At 61.7% G+C, this 20942-nt stretch carries 25 protein-coding genes and 2 pseudogenes; 11 read left to right on the forward strand and 16 right to left on the reverse strand.

The annotated features are described in order from the left end of the window. Positions 1-205: 205 nt before the first annotated feature. From IVB54_RS41565 to IVB54_RS24695, 4 genes are all read left to right on the forward strand, one after another. Complete coding sequence (locus IVB54_RS41565; RefSeq protein WP_275991566.1) at positions 206-706, forward strand: dodecin family protein; 501 nt, start codon at positions 206-208, stop codon at positions 704-706. Positions 707-737: 31 nt separating this feature from the next. After that, positions 738-1049 carry a hypothetical protein gene (locus IVB54_RS24685; protein WP_018458802.1) on the forward strand — a complete coding sequence of 104 codons (312 nt, stop codon included), beginning with the start codon at positions 738-740 and terminating at the stop codon, positions 1047-1049. A gap of 152 nt (positions 1050-1201) precedes the next feature. Beyond that, positions 1202-1372: a hypothetical protein gene (locus IVB54_RS24690; protein WP_018458801.1), complete on the forward strand. Its 171-nt coding sequence runs from the start codon at positions 1202-1204 to the stop codon at positions 1370-1372. Positions 1373-1409: 37 nt separating this feature from the next. Further along, complete coding sequence (locus tag IVB54_RS24695; protein WP_018458800.1) at positions 1410-1739, forward strand: GcrA family cell cycle regulator; 330 nt, start codon at positions 1410-1412, stop codon at positions 1737-1739. A 128-nt stretch (positions 1740-1867) separates the two neighbouring features. Here the strand turns inward: IVB54_RS24695 and IVB54_RS24700 are convergent, their stop codons facing one another. From IVB54_RS24700 to IVB54_RS24720, 4 genes and pseudogenes are all read right to left on the reverse strand, one after another. After that, positions 1868-2182 carry a hypothetical protein gene (locus IVB54_RS24700; RefSeq protein WP_157643069.1) on the reverse strand — a complete coding sequence of 105 codons (315 nt, stop codon included), beginning with the start codon at positions 2180-2182 and terminating at the stop codon, positions 1868-1870. Positions 2183-3667: 1485 nt separating this feature from the next. Continuing rightward, positions 3668-5329, reverse strand: a complete 1662-nt coding sequence (locus IVB54_RS24710) for a cytochrome b5 domain-containing protein (protein ID WP_247776482.1) — start codon at positions 5327-5329, stop codon at positions 3668-3670. Positions 5330-5880: 551 nt separating this feature from the next. After that, positions 5881-6201 (reverse strand): annotated as a pseudogene (locus tag IVB54_RS24715) (MBL fold metallo-hydrolase); the annotation flags it as partial. A 14-nt stretch (positions 6202-6215) separates the two neighbouring features. Then, positions 6216-6413 (reverse strand): Myb-like DNA-binding domain-containing protein, encoded by a 198-nt coding sequence (locus tag IVB54_RS24720; RefSeq protein ID WP_051113050.1) that lies wholly within the window; start codon positions 6411-6413, stop codon positions 6216-6218. Between the two features lie 215 nt (positions 6414-6628). Between IVB54_RS24720 and IVB54_RS24725 the strand changes: the two genes are divergently transcribed. Continuing rightward, positions 6629-6781 (forward strand): hypothetical protein, encoded by a 153-nt coding sequence (locus IVB54_RS24725; protein ID WP_157643068.1) that lies wholly within the window; start codon positions 6629-6631, stop codon positions 6779-6781. Positions 6782-6922: 141 nt separating this feature from the next. Here the strand turns inward: IVB54_RS24725 and IVB54_RS24730 are convergent, their stop codons facing one another. Continuing rightward, positions 6923-7141, reverse strand: coding sequence for a response regulator (locus IVB54_RS24730; protein WP_018458793.1), 219 nt, complete (start codon positions 7139-7141; stop codon positions 6923-6925). 265 nt (positions 7142-7406) lie between these two features. Between IVB54_RS24730 and IVB54_RS24735 the strand changes: the two genes are divergently transcribed. Beyond that, positions 7407-7700 carry a response regulator gene (locus tag IVB54_RS24735; protein WP_345946553.1) on the forward strand — a complete coding sequence of 98 codons (294 nt, stop codon included), beginning with the start codon at positions 7407-7409 and terminating at the stop codon, positions 7698-7700. A gap of 92 nt (positions 7701-7792) precedes the next feature. On the opposite strand, the gene IVB54_RS24740 is transcribed toward IVB54_RS24735, so the two are convergent. Further along, entirely contained in the window at positions 7793-8092 is a 300-nt protein-coding gene (locus IVB54_RS24740) for a hypothetical protein (RefSeq protein WP_143273925.1), read from the reverse strand. A 319-nt stretch (positions 8093-8411) separates the two neighbouring features. Between IVB54_RS24740 and IVB54_RS24745 the strand changes: the two genes are divergently transcribed. The 4 genes from IVB54_RS24745 (at position 8412) to IVB54_RS24760 (ending at position 10880) form a co-directional block, all read left to right on the forward strand. Continuing rightward, positions 8412-8834, forward strand: a complete 423-nt coding sequence (locus IVB54_RS24745) for a hypothetical protein (protein WP_018458790.1) — start codon at positions 8412-8414, stop codon at positions 8832-8834. A gap of 8 nt (positions 8835-8842) precedes the next feature. After that, positions 8843-9268, forward strand: a complete 426-nt coding sequence (locus IVB54_RS24750; protein WP_247410094.1) for a hypothetical protein — start codon at positions 8843-8845, stop codon at positions 9266-9268. Between the two features lie 5 nt (positions 9269-9273). Continuing rightward, on the forward strand, positions 9274-9429 hold the full coding sequence (locus IVB54_RS24755) for a hypothetical protein (RefSeq protein ID WP_018458788.1): 156 nt from the start codon (positions 9274-9276) through the stop codon (positions 9427-9429). Positions 9430-9677: 248 nt separating this feature from the next. Continuing rightward, entirely contained in the window at positions 9678-10880 is a 1203-nt protein-coding gene (locus IVB54_RS24760) for a hypothetical protein (protein ID WP_018458787.1), read from the forward strand. Positions 10881-10949: 69 nt separating this feature from the next. On the opposite strand, the gene IVB54_RS41480 is transcribed toward IVB54_RS24760, so the two are convergent. From IVB54_RS41480 to IVB54_RS24790, 7 genes are all read right to left on the reverse strand, one after another. Further along, positions 10950-11081, reverse strand: coding sequence for a hypothetical protein (locus IVB54_RS41480; protein ID WP_018458786.1), 132 nt, complete (start codon positions 11079-11081; stop codon positions 10950-10952). 105 nt (positions 11082-11186) lie between these two features. Then, positions 11187-12812 carry an FGGY-family carbohydrate kinase gene (locus IVB54_RS24765; RefSeq protein ID WP_018458785.1) on the reverse strand — a complete coding sequence of 542 codons (1626 nt, stop codon included), beginning with the start codon at positions 12810-12812 and terminating at the stop codon, positions 11187-11189. A gap of 24 nt (positions 12813-12836) precedes the next feature. Then, positions 12837-13565: an SDR family oxidoreductase gene (locus IVB54_RS24770; protein ID WP_018458784.1), complete on the reverse strand. Its 729-nt coding sequence runs from the start codon at positions 13563-13565 to the stop codon at positions 12837-12839. A gap of 27 nt (positions 13566-13592) precedes the next feature. Continuing rightward, a complete protein-coding gene (locus IVB54_RS24775) occupies positions 13593-14849 on the reverse strand; it encodes an ABC transporter permease (RefSeq protein WP_018458783.1) in 1257 nt (418 codons plus the stop codon). Next, entirely contained in the window at positions 14846-15670 is an 825-nt protein-coding gene (locus tag IVB54_RS24780) for an ATP-binding cassette domain-containing protein (RefSeq protein WP_018458782.1), read from the reverse strand. The genes IVB54_RS24775 and IVB54_RS24780 overlap by 4 nt, the downstream gene beginning before the upstream one ends. A gap of 60 nt (positions 15671-15730) precedes the next feature. Continuing rightward, positions 15731-16804 carry a sugar ABC transporter substrate-binding protein gene (locus IVB54_RS24785; protein WP_026233659.1) on the reverse strand — a complete coding sequence of 358 codons (1074 nt, stop codon included), beginning with the start codon at positions 16802-16804 and terminating at the stop codon, positions 15731-15733. Positions 16805-17010: 206 nt separating this feature from the next. Continuing rightward, positions 17011-17898: an AraC family transcriptional regulator gene (locus IVB54_RS24790; RefSeq protein WP_018458780.1), complete on the reverse strand. Its 888-nt coding sequence runs from the start codon at positions 17896-17898 to the stop codon at positions 17011-17013. A gap of 170 nt (positions 17899-18068) precedes the next feature. Between IVB54_RS24790 and IVB54_RS24795 the strand changes: the two are divergent. Further along, positions 18069-18242: pseudogene (locus tag IVB54_RS24795) on the forward strand (acetyl-CoA C-acetyltransferase); the annotation flags it as partial. 18 nt (positions 18243-18260) lie between these two features. Here IVB54_RS24795 and IVB54_RS24800 read toward each other — a convergent pair. From IVB54_RS24800 to IVB54_RS24810, 3 genes are all read right to left on the reverse strand, one after another. Further along, positions 18261-18557: a YciI family protein gene (locus IVB54_RS24800; RefSeq protein ID WP_018458779.1), complete on the reverse strand. Its 297-nt coding sequence runs from the start codon at positions 18555-18557 to the stop codon at positions 18261-18263. A gap of 152 nt (positions 18558-18709) precedes the next feature. Then, a complete protein-coding gene (locus IVB54_RS24805; protein WP_018458778.1) occupies positions 18710-19720 on the reverse strand; it encodes a nitronate monooxygenase family protein in 1011 nt (336 codons plus the stop codon). A 22-nt stretch (positions 19721-19742) separates the two neighbouring features. Next, a complete protein-coding gene (locus tag IVB54_RS24810) occupies positions 19743-20930 on the reverse strand; it encodes an acetyl-CoA C-acyltransferase (protein WP_018458777.1) in 1188 nt (395 codons plus the stop codon). Between the last annotated feature and the right edge of the window lie 12 nt (positions 20931-20942).

Consider the following 20942-nt stretch of genomic DNA (forward strand, 5'->3'; position numbering starts at 1 on the left):
TGGACAAGGGCAAGCCTGCGCGGATGCGAATCCTGCCTCGTAGCAAGCGCCGGAGCCAGGGGCTTGGACGGCTTAGCCGGTCCGTATTTTTGGTTAGTCTCAGCAGCCGCGATCGAGTGACCCGAGACTGAAATGGTCGGCACCGGGTCAAACAGGAAAGTGACAGGCAATCGGACGTTTTTCCGTCTGCTCGCTAGGAGCGGACATGATGGCGCTGGCCCGGCAGATTGGCTCCGGCCAAAAGCTGCCCCCGCCAAATGCAATTTTGTCCCTTTCCGGCTCCGGACGGCATCCCCGTATCGGGGTCGAGATCCTGATGCTAGATTTCCTTCGTCATCCCGGACAGGAGGACGACACGCCTGATAGCGTCTACAAGGTCATTGAACTGGTCGGTACCAGCAACGACTCGTGGGAGAAGGCCGCCGCAAATGCGGTCGAGCAAGCTGCAAAATCTCTCCGAGATCTTCGCATTGCAGAGGTCGTCAAGCTGGATATGCAGCTCGATGACAAGGGAAAGGTCGAGGCCTATCGCGCCAAGCTCAACGTATCGTTTCAAGTTCGAGGGCTCCTGAGCCTCAGCACCTCGCCCCATGCGCAGGGCGAGGAGGACTCATTGGAAAAGGCGCGTTGCCCGGTTCGCCTAGCCGGACACTGTGGCCCGGTCTCGGAAGTTGGCCCTAGTCCGACCGGGACCGATATGCTTTGATGCGTCGAGGCGTGTGGTGCATGGTGGCCTCATGTACATGGTCATTCGCAAGTACACCAAGGTTCGTTCGGTAGCGGACGCCGCTCGCCGCGCCAAGAGCGGCGTTGGCCAGATCCTAAGGCAATCGCACGGCTTCAGATCTTACCAAGTTCTGGATGCGGGCGACGGCGTTGGTATCGCCGTGATGATATTTGACGATCGCGAAAGCGCCAATGCAGCGAACGCCAAGATACTCGCGTTTGTTCAAGCAAGTCTACATGACCTCGATCTTGGAGTTCCCGAAATCACCACCGGCGAGGTTTTGGTGAACATAGAGCCGAATGAGTTCTCGGGCATAAAGTAGCTGAAAACGCCGCCATTTGCGTGCCGGTTGCCCTCCTTTGCTCATGTCGTCGACTTGATGTTTCCATCTCGTTTGCACCGATCGCGCCCTGGACGCGCGTGCCGTCCGCCATGAATATGCGACTACGCGTATTCTCGAGGAGTAGCAGCCACATGAAGCAACATACCTTCGAAGCATTTTCCACCACCGCGATCTACTGGACACCGCTTGTGCTTATGGGCACCGCGATGCCGCCAAGAAATCCCGATGAAGACGACGAGGACGACGAAGAGGAAGATGACGCCGACGAACCGCCGGTCGTGCGCGAGCCAGACGAAGACTAGACTGGCGTGTTCGGCAGTCGGCGCTATAATATCTCTCATGGGCTGGAATGCGAAAGACATAGCGCTCCTCAACAGGCTCTGGTCCGCAGGACAGAGCGCGGCGCAGATTGCGCGTCGTCTCGGGTGCAGTCGTAATGCGGTCTGCGGCATGCTGACCCGTCTGGGCTTGAAGCGCGGCCACAAGCCGCCCACAGCAACGCCCGAGATAAGGCCGCGCCCGAAGCTGAGGCCGACCTCGTCGGCAGCCTGCGCCCGTCCAGTCGCACCGAAGGTGTCGCGGAACGCAGTGCAGAGGCAGCCGCCCAAGGAATTCAGCAAGCAGCAGCTCTACTCCATGCTGGCAGAGGCGGTCAGAAACACTGGCTAAGAGCTCACCAAGAATGTGGTTGTGCTCCCGCAAGTCCCCGGCCCAGTTCGACGGGTTCGGCAGTCGTATACCCATCCCAAGGCTTCATCTGCTTGGATTCAAAAGCAGCGGTAGATGCTAGGCTGAACTTACTTGTGGTTTGCCGCCGAAAGCCGACATGTCACCGATTCAAGAGATCTTCGACTAAGCGGCCTGAAGTGGAAGCCGTAATGCCGGATCTGGCCCTTTGAATGACCTGCCGTCGATATCGATGACGCCGCAACGTCGATGGCGATCGTCGTGCGCTCGAAAAGCGATGCTTGGCAACGATAAGGCGCTGCTTGCGGCCAACTCACCTGTTCCGCCGCGAGGAACGATTGCATCAGCCGTGCTTTAACCGTCCGCACCTTTAATTGTTCGATCAGCAGTTTGCGAAAGCCGCCGCCGATCGAAGAGCCAGTCAATGCGCATCCGTCTCGTTGGTGGCACGGGGCTTGTTCGATCGGCAATCCAGGCCAGACTGTCCGCCGAAGGGCCCGAATGCGCATTGGTGTCGCGCCACCCACCGCACCTGATACGCACCACATCACCCTCGATATGGTCGGACCACCGACGCTTTGGAAGGACGCTCTTGCCGGCGTTGATGTCGTTGTCAATGCGGCGGGTGCCCTGCAGGAACGGGACATGCAGGCGGTTCATGTTGCTGGCAGCGCGGCGCGGGGGCCAATGCAACAGTGCGAAGTCATTGGAGGTCTCAGCAGGCAGTTGCTGGGCCCGGCCCGGACCTAGCAGAATCCCGCGCTAGCTTCATTGTATGCGGCGCGCGAACCGTTGGGGCTGACTGACATCAGCGCCGAACTGAACCAAGGCTGGAGCCGAGTGACTTCCGCAGTTTGCCCGAAGCTGCAAATCAGAGTCCTCTGCTCTTGTCGCCGTTTGACCCTGAACGGACGTGCTAGGCATAAACAGCTGGACGCGGTGTGGTGTGAGGTCTTGGCTTTGGTTTGCTCGGACGTCCGCATCACGGACTGACGCGCTCGCACCAAACCCCTGTCTTACTGGGCTTGATCGCAGGCCTGCAGGATCCGGACAAAATCAGCCATGCTGGATCGATCTTCAGCCATAGCTGCAACCTGAGTATTGGACACGCGTTGGCTTCCCCGTCTGAACCACATCAGGAGGTCGGCGATGTTTCTCATGGCGAACACTCTGCACTAACTACGGCCGTAAGCGTCAGTTGAGCGGCGAAGCGCCGCTAGATCGGGAGAAGGGCCGGCGGGCGCTACGCCGCCGGTCTCGTCCCGCAACCGCCGGCTCGCAGGGCCGGTTCCGTTGCTTTTCAGTGAATGTATCAGTAACATTAGCCCTCGGCCGGCGCCATCGCGCGCAGGTATGAAGTGACCATACTTAGGTAGACTTGGGTTAGTGAATCGGGATCGGGAGCCATCCCGACCGGCACCGTTCGAATTGGAGGCTGCCGCCGACCAGGCCATCGCTGCCTGCGGTCGAGACACCCGGGAGGCGGTCAAGGCGCTCATTGTCGCGAACGGCTTCCTCGAGGCGCAGGTCGAGGATTGCGAGCCTCGGTTTCCCCCGGCTACTCGCGCGGCCGGTTCGTCGTCCGCGCGACCGTCCCCCGAATTGATCAAGTAGGACCTCGAAACCGCCGTCGAAAAGGCGTCCTCGATCAAGCTGCAGATCCGAGCTTCATCCTCCACGACCAGAACTCGAATGGCATTACTCGCCTCGGCGACCGATGCGGTCGTCTCGCGTGACGGTAAGTGCGTTGGCCCGCGAATGTCGTGCGCCTCAGCCGTCGCGAGCCGGCACGATATTTGAAAGTCTACCGGTTGTCGGAATGCTCTTCGCGATGTGCGAGGCGGGTCGACGGCGCGGCTCGGATGCGGCCTACGGCAGTGCCGCCAGGTGCCCGGCTACGACGAGGTGGTTCAATTCTCGACGAGAGCGCCCACGCAAAAATTTGCCATGTGCGCGACGGCCTCGGTGCTGTGATAGTCACCGAATTCGGCAGTGGCCTCCCTGCCAGCGTACATTCGTGCGATTCCAGCGCCGCCAGGGTGATGAGGGGCCCACTCGGTGATGTCATAAACTTTTCCCGAGATGATGATCCAGCAGTCGTTCTGTGTGTTGTGCAGAGCGATCTCTTCGCGCGTGACGCGGCGCGTACCCTTCGCCGGATTGGCGGGCATCCAGAGCTTGATCCCACCGTACCTTACCTTGGCGGTTCGGCGGAAGTCCCACGGACCTAGCCTCTTGGCAGGCAACTCGCTGCCGATCTTGCGGGCGTCATAGGCGTAGATCCAGGAATCGTCCTCGCCGCCGCGCTTATCATGGGCAAAGGCAGGACTCACACGCTCATCGAGTCTCTCCAGTAGCGCCTTCTGCTCAGCGGTGTCCTTCGCTCGCAAATGGTCGAAGGCGAATTTGGATCCCAATTGAAAGCGGGTAGCGCGGTAATGCCGCACGCGTTCGTAGTGCAACAAGGCTGTAGGCACATCGCGCTGGTGAAGCGCAAAGGCGCTGGCAAGGGCGCCGGCGTCTTCGAAGGACTGAGCAGCTCCTTGACCGAATGTGGGAAGCATCGGGTGCGCCGCGTCACCGAGCAGGCAGATGCGGCCCTGCACCCAGGTTTCGAGCGCATCGCGATCGTAGAGACCCCACTTGGTAGGACGAACGATCGCCCCCGACAGAGCGATGAGGTCGTCTCTGCTGGGATGGCCCGCGAATGCCTCGCCGACCTCGCGAACGATCTCCTGCTGACTGACGGGAAACCAGTCGCCCTCCTCCTGCTCGAACGCGGCGGACTCAGGCTCATAATGCGCGATCCACACGTTCAACAACTCGCCGCCGCGTACCCAGTACGTGGTCGCGCCGCTCCTATCCGCCCGATGGCGGTCCATGCTGAAGGAGTTGATGGGATTGTGGTCCAGCGGGTTACCGTTCGCTTTGCGGAGGGACGCAACCCCCGTCCGCGGAATGAGTCCTCGAAAGCAGGTTACCTCCGTCCAACGCTTGGGACGCGAATTCGGCCACGCCAGCTGTAACGTCGCAGAGTTGATCCCGTCCGCACCTACGAGAAGCTCTCCCGTGGCGGTTCGACCATTCGAAAAGGTCGCTAGTACCTCGCCTGCGGTCTGACGCAGCTGCGTCAGTCTGCAGTCCATGTGCACCGCGATCGGGCATGGCGCGCCGCTGTCGATACCGAAGTCGGACACTCGCTTGTACAGGCACATCAAAAGGTCCAGCCTGTGCATGTGATGAAAGCCGGCGCCGTCGCCTGCGGCGGTGACATGATCGAATGGCCTCTTTGTCACGCTCCCATCTGCGTTGAACTGTCGTGTCGACTCCAGGATTGCCGCGCGGCCGCCGTCAATGACCCCGTCGGGGCCTTTGGAATCTCCCCCATCCAGGTCGACGCCTAGCCAACGACATATTCGCGCCCCGTTGGGCGGGATGTTCAACCCGGCGCCTGCGGTGCTAGGCACCTTCGTTTGCTCGTAGACATAGACCGATGCGAACGCTCCCGACTGACGCAGCGCCAAGGCCGTCATCAACCCGCCCATTCCCGCACCGACGATCACTGCCCTCATCCATCTTCCTTCCGATGCAATCGAACGCCCCTCAACTCGCGGCTGGAATAAGTTTAAGGCGCCTCAATGGGCTCGAGACTAGCGCCGGGCTGATTGGCAATAAAGGATCTTGTGGCACGCCAAATAGAGTTCTGGAGTTCCTCGGTCATCGGCCTCCGTGAGCAAACACGCCGACCGAGCGCCAACTTCCATTGAGGATGAGCCAGTCGCGTCGGCTTGGCGCTGCGTTGCAAACCTCGGTCCTCGTCTACGAACCGACATTTGGCGCCGCCTTCCGAAGGGAGCGACCGGGCAGTGCGAAAGGTCGTCGGACCTACCCGATCCTTTCATTGGCCCTCGCAGCCAGCAGCCAGACGGTGCGGTATACTCGGCGGTACAGGCATCATCGGCAGCACCGGCACGAATGGCGGCGCCCTGGCGCCCGGCAGCGGGTCCGGTACCCTGCGGCCCAAGGCAGCCTGGTATTCACGGCAGCATCGAGCCATTTGGTCGAGGTCTCGTCGGCGAGCAGCGACCGCACCGATGTAACGTGCACAGCTACGCTTCCCGGCATCCTCGACTTCGAACGAATGCGACAGCCGAGGATAAAGCATGTAGCGCCCGGTCGCACAGGCAAGCTCGCGCTCCTGAAGGTGAAACCGCGCATGCGCAAATCGGTCGAAATTGCCGGCGTGGTCGTAGTGCAGATGCGTGAGAATCACGTCCTTGACGTGGGCAGCGTCGATATCGAACGCGGCAAGCGTCTCTACCGGGCAGCGCAGGTAATTTCGCCTGCGCTGCTTCGCGACCTCGGCATTGAACCCGGTGTCGATGACGAAGATGCGGCCGCCTCCCCTCGCCAGCCACACGAAATAGTCCATCGGCATTGGTCCAAACGCGCCCTTGATCATGGGCCGTTTCGCTTTTGCATCACCAGTCGCAGCGGGATGTTATGCAGGTTGGCGCGGCCTCGCACGGCCGGCTCTGTCCTGCCGAGCGCCTGGGCGATCTCGTCGGGTCGGCGCCCAGCCGCCGCCATCACCAGCAGCTGTTGATGCTCTTCCGGTGTCCACCTCCGGATCAACGGATAGCGTGACTGTGCCATCGTCCCGCGTCCCCAGCCTGTTGCCAGGTTATCGGGCTGCAATTGCTGAGTCGCGCTTTAACATATGATGCCTATCTCGCAGGACGAGGCGAGCGGATGGCGCCGGACTGAGCGAGCACAGGGCTTGGATGGAGGCTCCACGGCGGGGCAAGCCGGTAGTTTTCCGGGCCGTAAATTTTCGTCGGCTTTAATAATTCGAGCGAATGATCGCTCCGATGACCGGAGACCTTGACCATCAAGCAGAGGCCATCGCCGCAATGCGCAAAGCGGTCGCCGCGACCTGTGCTGCCGAGCGTTTGAAGTGGTTGAGGGCCGCTTTGGCGTGGAAACATCTTGAAAGCTTGGCGAAGGGCAAGTTGGCAGCGTGAAACTCCCCGCGAGCGGCCTGTTCGCTGGTCAAGACCTGGCGCAGTTTTCGATCATCTCCGCGAGCGCGGAGCAGAGGACGGGCTTCTCCAATCGGGGAGCATTGCGGAAGCCGCCCGGCAATCCATCGGATGCGTGGCCGGTCAGGAGAAAAATTGCAACCCGCGACCACGAGTGATCTCCGCCACCAGTTCAGTTGTTTCATCGGCAAGCCTCAGGTCGAGAATGGCCAGATCGAAGTCAGCCACCCGCGCGACTTCGATCGCTTCCTTCAGGGTGCCTGCTTCGGCGATGACCTTGTCGCCCAACTCCTCCAGCATGTCGCAGACCATCATGCGGATCGGCGCTACGTCCTCCACCACGGAAGATTGAGAGTGCGCCCATGCTCCGTCTCGTCGGCCTTGATATCCGCCATGCAGCCGGCCAGCTCCCTGGGGCCCTCGGATCGGCCTATGTTCACTTTTGGACACATTTTCAGGGAACAAAGCGCCGCAACATAGTAGGTTCAGCGTTCCGAGACGGAGTGAACATGACAGCGCCGTCGCCTCTCATCTTGGTGGTGGAGGATGAATACCCATTGCAGGCGGTGTCGAGGAAGCCCTGCTGGAGGCAGGCTTCGCGACTGACATCCTCTCGTCTGCCGAGGAAGCCCTGACTCTCTTCAGAAGCGGCATGAAGGAGTACCGGGCGGTCGTCGCGGATGTGAACCTCAAGGGCACGCTCAGCGGCTGGGAATTGGCCAGACAGCTCAGACAACGAGAGCCGACGTTTCCCGTGGTCTACATGACGGGCGCTGCAGCGAACGATTGGGGTTCGCAGGGCGTCTCAAATAGCATCCTGTTGCAGAAGCCGTTTGCACCGGCCCAGCTTGTCACTGCGGTCTCGAAGCTCCTCAATGAGGTCCCACCGACGCACAAGTAAAAACCGCCGCCGTCACTGGCTCGCACAGCAAGCCAGCGTCCCAACCGTCCATGGCGGCAGGAACGAAGCTCGGCAATGAACATTTTTTAGTCTCAGTTGCCTCGTTCGCTCCGCCTGCAATAGCGCAGGGTATGCTCACGTGCGGCAAATGCGATGAGATCGACAACAAGATCGCGCGCCATAGTCGGTTGTTGTCTCTTGTCACTGACAAGATCGCGAGAGACGGTATCGCCGACTTGATCCAGGAAATGACGACGGCGAAAGCGGCACTTCATCCCAACCAGAGGAGAAGTAAGCTCGCACTCGAACGCGCCAATCGGCGGTAGATCCTCGCCGACAGTTCCATCAACATTCTCTTTCTCGCGGCCGCGACCGCAGATCGATGCGAGCAATCAAACTCTCTCCTGAATTCTTGCAAATCTCTGCCATTTACCAAGGGCAGATTTGCTTCCGGTGAACCGTGTCGATCAAGCGTGTCGCAAGACTGGTGCACACGTCCGGCCCGCTACCGACATGAAATGGGAGTTACGCCATGCAGCATCTGCCGAACGATACCTTCGACGTCATCCTTGACCAGTTTGGTCAAATCGAGACCGTGTACGGAGATCTCGGATTTCCCGCAGCCAAGGACGTCTCGGGCGGCAACGACACCGTGACGGCAACGTCACCGAGCTCAATACGAGGCTCACGATCTTCGGCGATGACCAGTCGATGCTGCTTGGTCACTCGCAAGGCGGAAACGACACATTGTTCGCCGATATCGGCGGCGGCTGGAACACCGCTCTCGTGGTGGGCGATGCCAAATCGATGATCGACGACGCCAAGGGCGGCAATGACACCATCGTCGCGGATGCCCATGGCACGGCCTATACCACTGTCTCGGCCTTCGGCGACGTCGCGGGGGACATGTCGGGCAACGCGCAGGGCGGCCATGACGAGATAACCGGCTCGATCGCGTGGCGCGGTGGCGCCAACCTGTTCGCCGGCGATGCCGGCGGTTCCATGATGACACCTCGCACGGCGGCAACGACACGCTCGATGTCAGCGTGCTCACCACGGACGGCGTGGCGACCGTCAGTGGCGACGCCATCGGCGCCTTGCGCGGCCTCGCGCAAGGCGGCAATGACAATATGACGGTCACCTTGAACGGCGACAGCGCCATAGCCGGCGCGACCTTGTCGGGGGACTCGTCGACGTCCCTGATGGATCTTACCGAGGGCGGCGACGATGTCCTGACCGTCAAGATCGAAGGCCAGTACGCGGATGCGGTCTCGTCAGTGTACGGCGACGCGCCGATCATGGCCGGTCATTCTCATGGTGGCAACGATATCAATGGCGGCGTCGGCCGGGATTTCATGTATGGCGATGCAGGAATCTATGAACCGGCGGCGCCAGGCTCGATCACCGGCGGCAGCGACACGCTGAACGGCGGAGCGGGCGACGACTGGATGTGGGGCGGAGGAAACAGCGACTTCTTCGCCTTCAGCACCGGCTCCGGCAACGACACGATCGCCGACTTCGATCAGGGCACAAGGCCGTCGGCAGCACCGCAGCGGAACACGATCTGATCGATGTGCAGGATTACGGCTTCGCGGACTGGGCGGCGCTGTCGAGTCTGATCAGCGACAATGCTTCCGGCGATGCCGTGATTCATCTCTCCGGCAACGACTCGATCACGCTGGACGGGATTCACGCGGCGAACCTGCATCCGACCGACTTCATCATCTGAGGGAATAAATCAAAGCGGCGATGTCGTACCCCGACGCGCGGGGCGACATCGCAATCGCGAGTGCGCAACGACCAGTTTCGCCGCACGGCGCAGCGAAACCTGTCGCGAACAAACTCTGTCCCGAATTCCAGCAAATCTCCGCCATCGACCAAAACTAGATTCGTCTCCGTGAAGCGTGGTCACAGCACTTCGCGCAAGAGTTTTGCCGATGTCAGGCCCGCCTCCGACAATGAAATGGGAGTTACGCCATGCAGCATCTGCCGAACGACACCATCGACATCCTGCTCGACCAATTTGGCCAAATCGAAACCGTCATCGGAGATCCGAACTTTCCGACCACCACGGACGCCCGGGGCGGCAACGACACCGTGACCGCAACCATCACTCAGCCCGAAGCAGAGGTCACGATCTTTGGCGACGACAACACGACGCTGCATGGCCAGTCCCACGGCGGCAACGACACGCTCACGGTCAACGTCAACTACGGCTGGAACGCCGCCCTCGTGGTCGGCGATGCCCAGGCGATGACCGACGACGCCAGGGGCGGCAACGACACGATCGATACCCAAGACCACTCGATGTACACCAACGTGCATGCTTTCGGCGATGTCGCCGGCGACATGTCCGGCAATTCGCACGGCGGCAGTGACACCATCACGGGCGCTGTGGGCTGGCGAGGCTTCGACAATGTGTACGCCGGCGATGCCGGTGGCTCCATGAGCGGCCCGGCGCAGGGCGGCAACGACACGCTCGACATCAGCTTGAACACCCGGGAGGGTTCAGCGAGAGCCAGCGGCGATGCCATCGGCTCCATCAGCGGCGATGCGCATGGCGGCAACGACAACATCATCTTGACCATGAGCGGCGAAAACGTCTGGGCCGGTGCGTCGCTGTCGGGAGATTCCTCCACGTCCCTGACCGACAACGCACAGGGTGGCGATGACATCCTCACGGTCAAGATCAGCACCGAGTACACCGACGATGCGCGCGATCTGCTGTTCGGCGACGCTCCGACCATGTCCGGCAATGCCCATGGCGGCAACGATATCCTCACCGGCGGAGCGGCCACCGACTTTCTGTATGGCGATGCGAAGGTCTATGATCCCGCAACACCGGGCTCGATCACCGGCGGCAAGGATATGCTCAACGGGGGCGCCGGAAATGACCAGCTTTCGGGCGGCGGAAACAGCGACACCTTCGTCTTCAACACCGGGTCCGGCAACGACCTCATCACCGACTTCGATCAAGGAAACAAGGCGGCCGGCAGCACCGTGACCGAGCACGATCTGATCAACCTGCACGATTACGGCTTTACGGACTGGACGGCGCTGTCGAAGCTGATCAGCGACAATGCCGACGGCGATGCCGTGATTCATGTATCGGCGAGCGACACCATTACACTCGACGGTGTCCACGCCGCGAGCCTGCACCCGACCGACTTCCTCATCTGAGAAAAGCAGGCATCTCGCCCCGCCTACAGCGGGGCGAGACCCGGGTTCCTCCCCGCCCACAGGATCCCTTCAGCCGCCCCCTGACGCTGGCCACCCGCCTTTGGCCGCGACGAGCGAGTTGATGTCGTCGAACTTCTCCGTCAGGTCCGCGACCAGATGCGTCGTGCCGGGATGTAGCGGTCCTGCCTCATTGGCGGTCACCGTTCACGAACTTGCCCCATGGGCTCTCCGAACCGCGGATAGTCTAGGATCGCGGCTCGGCCCGGGTCAGATGCCGTGCTTGGTGCCGGGTCCAGTTGGCAAGAGCTAAGAAGCTCTTCTAATTGCCCGGCCGACCTTCTGCAGAGCCTCGAAGGCTCCCATGCGCTGATCAACCCAGCCTGCCAAAGCGGCCTGGGGTTGATGGATGTCTCCCAAGACCGACATCGCCTGCATCGCCTCACTGAGGTCGGAATGGTCGCCCGAGGCAACTGATCCAAGCATCGCGGAGCCGAGCAGGACGGCCTCCGGAGAGGCTGGCGCAGCGACCGTCAAACCCGTCATATCGGCGAGGACCTGCCGCACGAGGCGGCTCTTTGCGGCACCGCCGCTGACCACGATCGTATCGACCGCAATGCCCTTGTCTTGCTGAGCGCGAACGATCTGCCGGGCCCCGCAGCCGAGGCCGCAAAGCCCTGCAAGATAAAGCGCGAGCAGACTCTCCAGATCCGAGCGCATATCAAGGCCCGCAATCAGTGCGCGCGCGCCGGGATCGGCGAACGGCGCTCGATTGCCGAGGAATTCGTGGACGACATGAAGCTGGCCGACCAAATCCGGGAGCATTTCGGCACCGCCGCGTGATTCGATTTCCGAGGCAAGCCAATCGGCAAGCGTCTGCTGCTTCTGGCCCGCAGCCTGTGTCGCTTGCGCGGAATTCGGATGCATCTGCAACAGATGCTCGATCGCAGCGCCGGCGGCCGACTGTCCGCCTTCATTGAGCCAAAGCCCAGGCACCATGGCCGAGAAATAGGGTCCCCAAACGCCAGGGACGAAGAAGGGGTCCGGTGTGGTCGACATGGTGCAGGCGGACGTTCCGAATACATAGGCCATGCGCGTGAGCACCGTGCCCGCCGCTCCGCGCGCCCCCACCGTACCAACACCGCCGGCATGTGCATCGATGAGGCCGGCGGCGACCGGCGTACCCATCGCGAGTCCGAGATCGGCCGCGGCCTTCGCCGTCAGGCCCGCTGCCAGCCTGGTCCCGCCGGGCACGATCTCGGTCCCGATCCTGCGGAACTGCTCATCCGGCAGCACGCCGAGGCCAATCCTGCGGAAGAATTGATCGTCCCAGCGGTCTTCGTGGCCCAGATAGGTCCACTTGCACGTCACGGTACAAATGGAGCGGGACAAACTCCCTGTTGCACGCCAAGTGAGAAAATCAGTCAAGTCCATAAACTGCCACGCATGGGAGAACGTCTCGGGCATGTTTTCGGCGAGCCACAACAGTTTCGGCGTCTCCATCTCGGGAGAGATCGTTCCGCCGACATAGTCGAGAACTTTCTCGCCCGTCTGGTTGATACGGCGCGCCTGATCCGCAGCGCGGTGATCCATCCATACAACGACGTTGCGAGCAGGATCGCCGGACGGCCCGACGGGCAGCGGCACACCCGCCTCGCCAAGCACCACCAGCGAGCAGGTCGCGTCAAAGCCTATGCCGGCGATACTGTCCGCCGCGATACCCGCCTGCACCACCGCGCTACGCACGCTGCGGCATACGGCACGCCAGATATCCTCGCTCGACTGCTCGACGACGTCGCCAGCCTCCCGCCAAAGTGCAACAGGGGCGCTGTCACTCGCCAGGAGCCTGCCAGAGCGGTCGAAGAGTCCGGCCCGTGCGCTGCCGGTGCCGACATCGATGCCAAGGAAATGGCGGTTATCGGGTTGCTTGTTCATCTCAGGATCGCCGATCGGAAGATGTTACAGATCGTTGCTCTGCGGCAGAATGACGAGGTCGCGGATGGTGACGTTTCTCGGGCGCGTCAACATGAAGAGCACTGCCTGCGCGACTTCCACCGGCTGCATCAAGCCACCGGCCGCCATTTCCTCCTCGATCTTCTCTTTGGGCCAATCCTTGATGAGCGCGGTCACGACTGGACCGGGCGCAACGGCGCCGACGCGCAAACCGTGTTTCGCGACCTGCCGGCGCAGAGTATGCACAAAAGCCTGCACGGCGTGCTTGGACGCGGTATAGATCGGTTCCCAGACGACAGGCACGAGACCTGCGATCGAACTGGTGACGATGATGTCGCCGCTCTTGCGCTCAACCATGTGCGGCAGCACCGCATGGATCGACCGGAACAGCGCATTGACGTTCAAATTGAGCATGCGGTCCCACGCGTCGGGATCGCCGCCAAGCACCTCGCCGCCGACATAGGCACCAGCATTCGCATGGAAGATGTCCAGTTGACCCGCTTTCTCCAGCACCTGCGGCATCATCGCTTCCATGCTCAGGGGATCGGTGAGGTCGATACGTAACGGAATCGCCTGATCGCCCAGCGCAACGCAGGCGCTGCTCAGCGCCTCTTCCGCCCGATCGATCAGCACCACCCGCGCGCCGGCCCCGATCAATGTTCTGGCGCATTCGAGACCGATGCCCGATGCGGCGCCGGTGATCGCCGCGACTTTTTCTGCAAGTTCCTGGGCCAAGGCTTGTCCTTTTCCTATGAGAGTTGTTCAAGCTCGGCCGTGGGAAAGGCGCGAGCGCCGTGCCAGCGAATCGACGATGACTGCAATGGCAAGGACCGCGCCCGTAATCATGTACCGCAGCGACGAGGAGAGATCGAGCAGCGTGAGGCCGCTCGCGATGGACTGGATGACGATGACGCCGAGGAGCGCGGAATAGGCGCTCCCGCGGCCGCCAAACAGGCTTGTGCCACCGATGACCGCGGCGGCGATCGCGTTGAGGTTCACATCCCCGGTCCCGGCCTGCTGGCTGGAAGATGCCAGCCGCGCTGCGGCCAGAATGCCGCCGGCCGCGGCCAGCGTGGAGCACAGCATGAATGCGGTCGAATAGACCCGGCGAACGTTGATGCCAGCCCGACGGGCCGCCTCGCGATTGCCGCCGACGGCAGACATCGAGCGGCCCCATTTGGTTCTCGTCAATGCGTAATTCATGATCACGCACAAGCCGACGAACAGACCAAACATCCAGGGAATGCCGCGCCCGAGATTGAGATAATAGACAACGAATTCGAGCACGATGGTGACCAGCAGCGCCTTCAGCACCATGCGACCAAGCGAACTGGCCGATAGCCCCGCCGCCCGCCGGCGCGCGGCCGTTCGGTAGCCGGTCACGAACATAACCACGCTCGCGACCGCCGCCAGCACGTAGGATACGATCGACGGCATGACGAGCATCTGTCCGAAATTGACCAGCGCCGATCCATACGGAAGGTTGATCGAGCCGGAGGAGCCGAGCAGATACAGCTGCAGGCCGAGCCACGTCAGCAGGCCGGCCAGCGTCGAGACGAAGCTCGGCATACCCAGACGATTGAACAAAAATGCATAGAGCGCGCCGATGGCAGCGCCCAGCACCAACGCCGTGACGATCGCCACGGCGACCGGCCAATCCTGAGCGACCCAAAGCACGCCGACGAGCGCCGAAGAGAACCCGCTCACCGATCCGACCGACAGATCGATCTCGCCGACCATCAGGATACAGACGATGCCCAGCGAGATCACACCCACTGTCGCGCAATCGAAAAGCAAATTGACCAGATTGTTCGGCGCGAGAAAAACAGGGTTGAGGGTCTCGAACGCCGCGCAGATGACGATGAGCCCGACGACCACCGGCAGCGATCCGAGATCGCCCGACCGCACACGGTCCACAAAGGCGCCGATCGTGTTTCCAAGCGTGTCCGCGTGCTTGACTCGTTCGTCACTGCGGTCGAGCAACCGCGCCGTCGAAACCTGTTGCGTGTCGTCGGTCATCGCCCAAGCTCCGGCGACTGATGGGCGCGGCGCCGCCTGGCGCGGCGCGAGACAGAATTTTCGTCCGCTCCGGTAATCGCCGTAACGAGATCCTGATTGGACACGTCGGGATCGAACTCGCCGTTGTTGCGACCGAGGCGCAGCACCACGATCCGATCGGCAACCGCGCGGACGTCCTCCATGTTGTGACTGATCATGATGACGCCGAGACCGCGTGCGCGAACGCGTTCGACGAGGTCTAGCACCTCAGCGGTTTGGGCAACGCCGAGCGCCGCAGTCGGCTCGTCGAGCAGAATGAGTTTCGGCTCAGTCAGCAGCGAGCGCGCGATCGCCACGGTCTGGCGCTGTCCGCCGGAGAGCGACGCCACGGGCTCTCGCACGCTCGGGATCCGCGCTGACAGCTCGTTGAGCAAGGTACAGGCGCGAAGCTCCATGGAGACCTCGTCGAGCCGCAGCGGGTTGAGCTCGCGGCCGAGGAAGATGTTTGCGACCACGTCGAGATTCTCGCAGAGGGCCAAATCCTGGAAAACGGTGGCGATGCCGAGGCCGAGTGCCATGGATGGGTCGGACAGGACAACATGTTCACCGCCGAACGTGATCGTTCCGGAGGTGGGTTGGTGCACGCCGGCAAGGATCTTCACCAGCGTGGATTTTCCTGCACCGTTATCACCCACAAGTGCCACGACTTCGCCGGCATGCACATCGAGATCAACATCGGTCAGGGCGGACACGGCGCCGAAATGCTTGGAAATTCCGCGAAGACTCAAGACCGGCTTGCGCGGTCCGCCCTGCGCGTCATCGGCATCCGAGATCGTGGTCATGTCCCAATTCGCCCTCTCATCCTTCGTCCCGGCCGCCGGAAGCGGCCGGGACCGACGTCGTCACTGCGTGATGCCAAGCTTCTTGCAACCCGCGGCATATCGGCCCGTGCAGAGCTGATCGGCCGTCTGGATCTTCTTATCGATAATCTCCGCCTTCAGGTTCTCCTGAGTGACGACGGCCGGCACGAACAACTTCGATGGCGCATTGAATAGCGTAGCTTCCGCCTTGGGCATCTCTCCGGAGAGGAATTTCACCGCCGCTTGCGCCGCAGCAGCTGCCACGATCTCACTGGGTTTGGAGATCGTGTTGTACTGATCGCCTGCGATGACGAGCTGAAGCGCGGCAATCGTCGCATCGTTGCCCGTCACCGGCGGCACCGGCTCGATACCTGCGGCCTTGAAGGCGGCAATTGCGCCACCGCCCGTGCCGTCATTGGCAGCTACGACGCCGAGGATCTTCTTGCCGAAGCGGGTGATCTGGCCACTCGCCCATTGCTGCGCCTTCGGCGGCGCCCAGTCCGGCGTGTCGTATTCGGCCAGAATTGGATAGCCGCTCTTATCAAGCCCCTCGTGGATCCCCTTCTTGATGAGTCCCGCAGCGGCATCGGTCGGCGATCCATTGATTTCGAGTACGCCTTCGCCCTCCTTCGCCGTCGCGTTGGCGGCCTTAAGATGCTTGACGAGCGATTCGGAGATAGCCTTGCCGATGGCTTGATTGTCGAAGGACACGTAAAAATCGACCTTGGCGTCGGGGACCGGCCGGTCATAGGCAATGACCTTGATGCCTTGCGATTGTGCCATCTTGACCAGGGATGCCGCGGCAGTGGAGTCGACGGGGTCGAGCACGATTACCTTGGCGCCCTGCGAAATCACCGAGTTGAATTGCTGTTGCTGCCGCGCGGCATCCGCGCTGGCGTTCTGGTAGATCACCTTGCAACTGTCGCACAGCTTCTTCATCTCTGCGACGAAGCCCGGATAATCATGTTGTTCATAGCGGGTGGAGGCCTGGTCCGGCATCAGGAAGGCGACGGTCGCGTTCTTCACCTCTGCGGCCCGCGAAGAAATGGCTGTTGTGCCGAGCAGCGAGAGGGCTATGCCAATTGTGCCCGCATATTTAGCAGAGAACTTTCTCATTTCAGATTTCCTTTCCAGACTGGGTGTCAGGGTGTCGTCGTTGATCCTTCGAAGTCAGGCCCTCGCTGCTTCCGTTTCCGACGGCACGATGAGCGCCGGTGCTCGGAGCCGCGCAGAATTCTGGTCGAACGATTGCTGTCGCGGACCGCCGTCGGCGTGTCCGCGTCATTCTTCCGTAACGATCCTCCTTCTTTGCTCCTATGCGGCTAGGCCGCGTGCGCCTCATCGATGTTGTGCGCCAACAATCGTCTGAAGCGCGAAGGGGGCATGCCTTTCTCGGCCAGGAACTGCCGGTTAAAATTGGAGAGATTGTTGAAGCCGACCTCGAAGCAGATGTCGGTGATGGAAGCCTGCTCGTCGCTCATCAATATCTGACAAGCGAGATTGATACGCAGCCGCTTAACGTATTGCACCAATGACATGCCCGTGTGCCGGCGGAACGAGCGCGAAAATGCGCTTTGCGATTGACCGGCGATCGCAGCAAGCTCCGCTTCGCCGAAAGGTTGCGTCAGATTCTTCCGGATGAATGCGAGTGCCTTGTTCATTCCCACGGACATGTAGCCAGACGGATCGGGCAGATAGTTTGGGCTGGACAGCGGACGCGCCTGTCGCGCGGCGCGACAGAGTATCCCCAAGATCATCAAGAACAGCTCGATCCGGCGCACGCCGTTCGCCGTGACGATCTCCTCCATGAGTGGGACGAGCGCATCGCTCGTGCTGCGGGTGAACAGCGCACCACGCCGGGAAAAATCCAGCAGTGCGGCAAGGCCCGAAAGCTCAGGCATGACCTTCATCAGGTCGCCGATGAATTCTTCGCTGAATTGAAGGATGCGTCCGCGTAGCGGGATGGCGCACTCTGCCGGCAGATCGCTCACCCAATTGTGCGGCAAATTGGGGCCGGTGAGCACGAGATTACCTGGTTCGAAGTCGCCGATGAAGTCACCGACGAAATAGCGTCCGCTGGTGGCCACGACCTGATGGAGCTCGTACTCGGGATGGAAATGCCAGCGGACGGTGTGGAATGGGTAGCCGTGCGACCACGCCTTGAATGACTCGCCGCGCCGTATCTGGACAACTTCCAGGTCCGGTTCCATGTCCCCTCCCTTCAGGCCGGTGCGGCTTGTAATGATCCGCCTCCGCTCCCTTATCGGCTGATTGGTTCAGCGCTTCCTCTCGTTGGCAGAGTAGCGACCAGTACCTAGGCACGCCACCACCATTTCAGATGTGAACTGATACTTTTTTGACGTGCAGCACGCCGTCCGGCCAAGTTCCCGGATTGAAGGCAGCGTTCCGCACCAACGGCACTATTACGCCGGCCGCCTCCCCCGCCAATGCCGACGGCGCCGCGGCTCCCATCCTTGCAAAACGCTGTCTCGCCGATCGCGATGGCCTACCCGTGCTGGCACAGATCAAAGGTCATGCCACCCACGCTGCCAAATTGGTCCAGGGGAGGATCTCAGCCGCGCGCCTTCAAATGCATCATCGGGTAATGCTCATAGTGGCCGGCGCCGTTCTTCACGACAGGATCTTCCGAGGTGACCGCCTCGATGTCGAGATCGTTTGGGATCTGATAGAGCGACACGCCATAACCGCCACGCGGGTCCGTGACGGGACCGTGCGCGACGATCTGCCCCTTTGCGAGCAGATCATCCAGGAACGCACCGTGCTGCTTCATCCATTGTTTCTCAGCGGCGCTCATGGTCGCCAGGAAATCCGCCCGGGGCGGAATGTACTTGCAGAGATAGTACTTCATTGGCCGCTCCTCGGTGAAAACGACATTTCAGCTTGCTTGTCGGCCTGGCCCGCCCCCCCAACTTGAGAGATCAATCGGTCACGCCGATCCGCTGCTCAATGCGATCAGCGAGCATTGATCTCGGCACTGAAGCGCTCGCATGCAAACCTTTGTCAAGCAACGGCGCGCGTGGCCAGATCGGCGACAGTACCGTCAAGAAATCCAGTCAGCCGCTGCCGGATGATCTGCTCGGCTTCCCTCATGATGCGGTCGATCAGCTCCTTCACCGTCGGGATATCGTGGATCAGTCCGACCACCATGCCGCAGCTCCAAGCACCGGCATCCATGTCACCATCGACCATCACCCTGGGGTAGACACCCGCGACCTGCTCATGGATGTCCTCGATCTTGAGGCTCGCCCCCTTCTCGCGCTCGACCTCGAGCAATTGATCGACACCCTTGTTCTTCAGCACGCGCTCGGTGTTACGCAGCGCGCGCATGACCAGCACGGTATCGAGTTCGGTGGCTTTGACGAGGGCCTGCTTGACGTTGGCGTGGACGGGAGCTTCCCTGGTTGCGACGAAGCGGGTACCCATGTTCATGCCGGCGGCGCCCATCGACAGCGCAGCAACGAGGCTGCGCGCATCCGCCATGCCACCCGAGGCCACGAACGGAATCTTCAGTTCATCCGCCGCGCGCGGCAGCAGGATCATGTTCGGGATATCGTCCTCGCCGGGATGGCCGCCGCATTCGAAGCCGTCGACGCTGACGGCGTCGCATCCGATCTTCTCGGCTTTCAGCGAATGCCGCACCGAAGTGCATTTGTGGATCACCTTAATGCCGGCAGCCTTCAGCGCGGGCATGTACGCTTCCGGGCTGCGGCCGGCGGTCTCCACCGCCTTGACGCCACCTTCCTTGATGGCGGCGATATATTCCGGATAAGGCGGTGCAGTGAAGCTCGGCAGGAAGGTCAGGTTCACACCGAACGGCTTGTCGGTCATGTCGCGACAGCGCGCGATTTCCTTCGCCAGCAGCTCCGGCGTCCGCTGGGTCAGGCCGGTGATGATGCCGAGACCGCCGGCATTCGAGACCGCGGCGGCAAGCTCGGCAAAGCCGACATAATGCATGCCGCCCTGGATGATCGGATGCTGGATGCCGAACAGTTCAGTGATTGCTGTCTTCACGTGCGCTTTCTCCGCTTTCCGATCAGTTGACGAGTTCAAATAGGCCGGCCGCGCCCATGCCGCCGCCGATGCACATGGTCACCACGCCGTACTTCGCCTTGCGCCGCCGCCCCTCGATCAGGATATGGCCCGCAAGCCGGCTGCCCGTCATGCCGTAGGGATGGCCGATCGCGATCGAGCCGCCATTGACGTTCAGCTTGTCCGGATCGATGCCGAGCTTGTCGCGGCAGTAGATCACCTGGACAGCATAGGCTTCGTTCAGCTCCCAAAGATCGATGTCATCGATCCTCAGGCCGTGGCGCTTGAGAAGGCGCGGGATCGCCGCGACCGGACCGATGCCCATTTCGTCCGGCTCGACTCCGGCGGCGACGAAGCCGCGGAAGATGCCGAGCGGCTTAAGGCCCTTCTTGGTGGCGGTCTTGTCGCTCATGAGCACGCAGGCCGATGCTCCGTCGGAGAGCTGGCTGGCATTGCCGGCCGTGATGGTCTTGCCTTCGAATACCGGCTTGATCTTCGCCAATCCTTCCGCCGTGGTCTCGGGGCGCGGCCCTTCGTCCTTCGACAGCGTCACCTGCTGATAGGAGACCTCCCTGGTGTCCTTGTTGACGACGGCCATCGTCGTTGTGATCGGGACGATCTCGTCATTGAAGCGACCGGCCTGCATCGCGGCACCAATGCGGCGCTGACATTCGAGGCTGTATTCGTCCTGCCGGTCGCGACCGATCTTGTAGCGCTCGGCGACAATCTCGGCAGTGTCGAGCATCGACATGTACATCTCGGGCTTCATCGCCATCAGCTCGTCGTCGACGGCGTGGAACCTGTTCATGTGGTCGTTCTGCACCAGGCTGATCGATTCGATGCCGCCTCCGATCGCGATCTCGACGCCATCCAGCATGATCGAGCGGGCCGCGACCGCGATCGCCTGCAGGCCGGAGGCGCACTGCCGATCGATCGTGGTGCCGGCGACGGTGACCGGCAGGCCGGCACGAACCGCCCCCTTGCGTGCGACGTTCATCACCATGGTGCCCTGCTGCATCGCGCAACCCATCACCACGTCTTCGACCTCGTCCGGCTCAACGCCCGCGCGCCTCACCGCTTCGGCCATCACATGGCCAGCCATGGTCGGCCCCTCGGTGTTGTTCAGCGCACCGCGATAGGCCTTGCCGACGCCGGTGCGGGCGGTGGAAACGATAACTGCCTCTGTCGTCATGGCTGCCTCTTT

This window comes from Bradyrhizobium sp. CW1 (assembly GCF_023100665.1).
Lineage (GTDB): Bacteria > Pseudomonadota > Alphaproteobacteria > Rhizobiales > Xanthobacteraceae > Bradyrhizobium > Bradyrhizobium canariense_D.

Coding starts and splice junctions, on each gene's coding strand:
- IVB54_RS41565 (WP_275991566.1), top strand. CDS start 206: ATGATGGCGCTGGCCCGGCAGATTGGCTCCGGCCAAAAGCTGCCCCCG.
- IVB54_RS24685 (WP_018458802.1), top strand. CDS start 738: ATGTACATGGTCATTCGCAAGTACACCAAGGTTCGTTCGGTAGCGGAC.
- IVB54_RS24690 (WP_018458801.1), top strand. CDS start 1,202: ATGAAGCAACATACCTTCGAAGCATTTTCCACCACCGCGATCTACTGG.
- IVB54_RS24695 (WP_018458800.1), top strand. CDS start 1,410: ATGGGCTGGAATGCGAAAGACATAGCGCTCCTCAACAGGCTCTGGTCC.
- IVB54_RS24710 (WP_247776482.1), bottom strand. CDS start 5,329: ATGAGGGCAGTGATCGTCGGTGCGGGAATGGGCGGGTTGATGACGGCC.
- IVB54_RS24720 (WP_051113050.1), bottom strand. CDS start 6,413: ATGGCACAGTCACGCTATCCGTTGATCCGGAGGTGGACACCGGAAGAG.
- IVB54_RS24725 (WP_157643068.1), top strand. CDS start 6,629: ATGACCGGAGACCTTGACCATCAAGCAGAGGCCATCGCCGCAATGCGC.
- IVB54_RS24745 (WP_018458790.1), top strand. CDS start 8,412: ATGCTGCTTGGTCACTCGCAAGGCGGAAACGACACATTGTTCGCCGAT.
- IVB54_RS24760 (WP_018458787.1), top strand. CDS start 9,678: ATGCAGCATCTGCCGAACGACACCATCGACATCCTGCTCGACCAATTT.
- IVB54_RS24765 (WP_018458785.1), bottom strand. CDS start 12,812: ATGAACAAGCAACCCGATAACCGCCATTTCCTTGGCATCGATGTCGGC.
- IVB54_RS24775 (WP_018458783.1), bottom strand. CDS start 14,849: ATGACCGACGACACGCAACAGGTTTCGACGGCGCGGTTGCTCGACCGC.
- IVB54_RS24780 (WP_018458782.1), bottom strand. CDS start 15,670: ATGACCACGATCTCGGATGCCGATGACGCGCAGGGCGGACCGCGCAAG.
- IVB54_RS24785 (WP_026233659.1), bottom strand. CDS start 16,804: ATGAGAAAGTTCTCTGCTAAATATGCGGGCACAATTGGCATAGCCCTC.
- IVB54_RS24790 (WP_018458780.1), bottom strand. CDS start 17,898: ATGGAACCGGACCTGGAAGTTGTCCAGATACGGCGCGGCGAGTCATTC.
- IVB54_RS24800 (WP_018458779.1), bottom strand. CDS start 18,557: ATGAAGTACTATCTCTGCAAGTACATTCCGCCCCGGGCGGATTTCCTG.
- IVB54_RS24810 (WP_018458777.1), bottom strand. CDS start 20,930: ATGACGACAGAGGCAGTTATCGTTTCCACCGCCCGCACCGGCGTCGGC.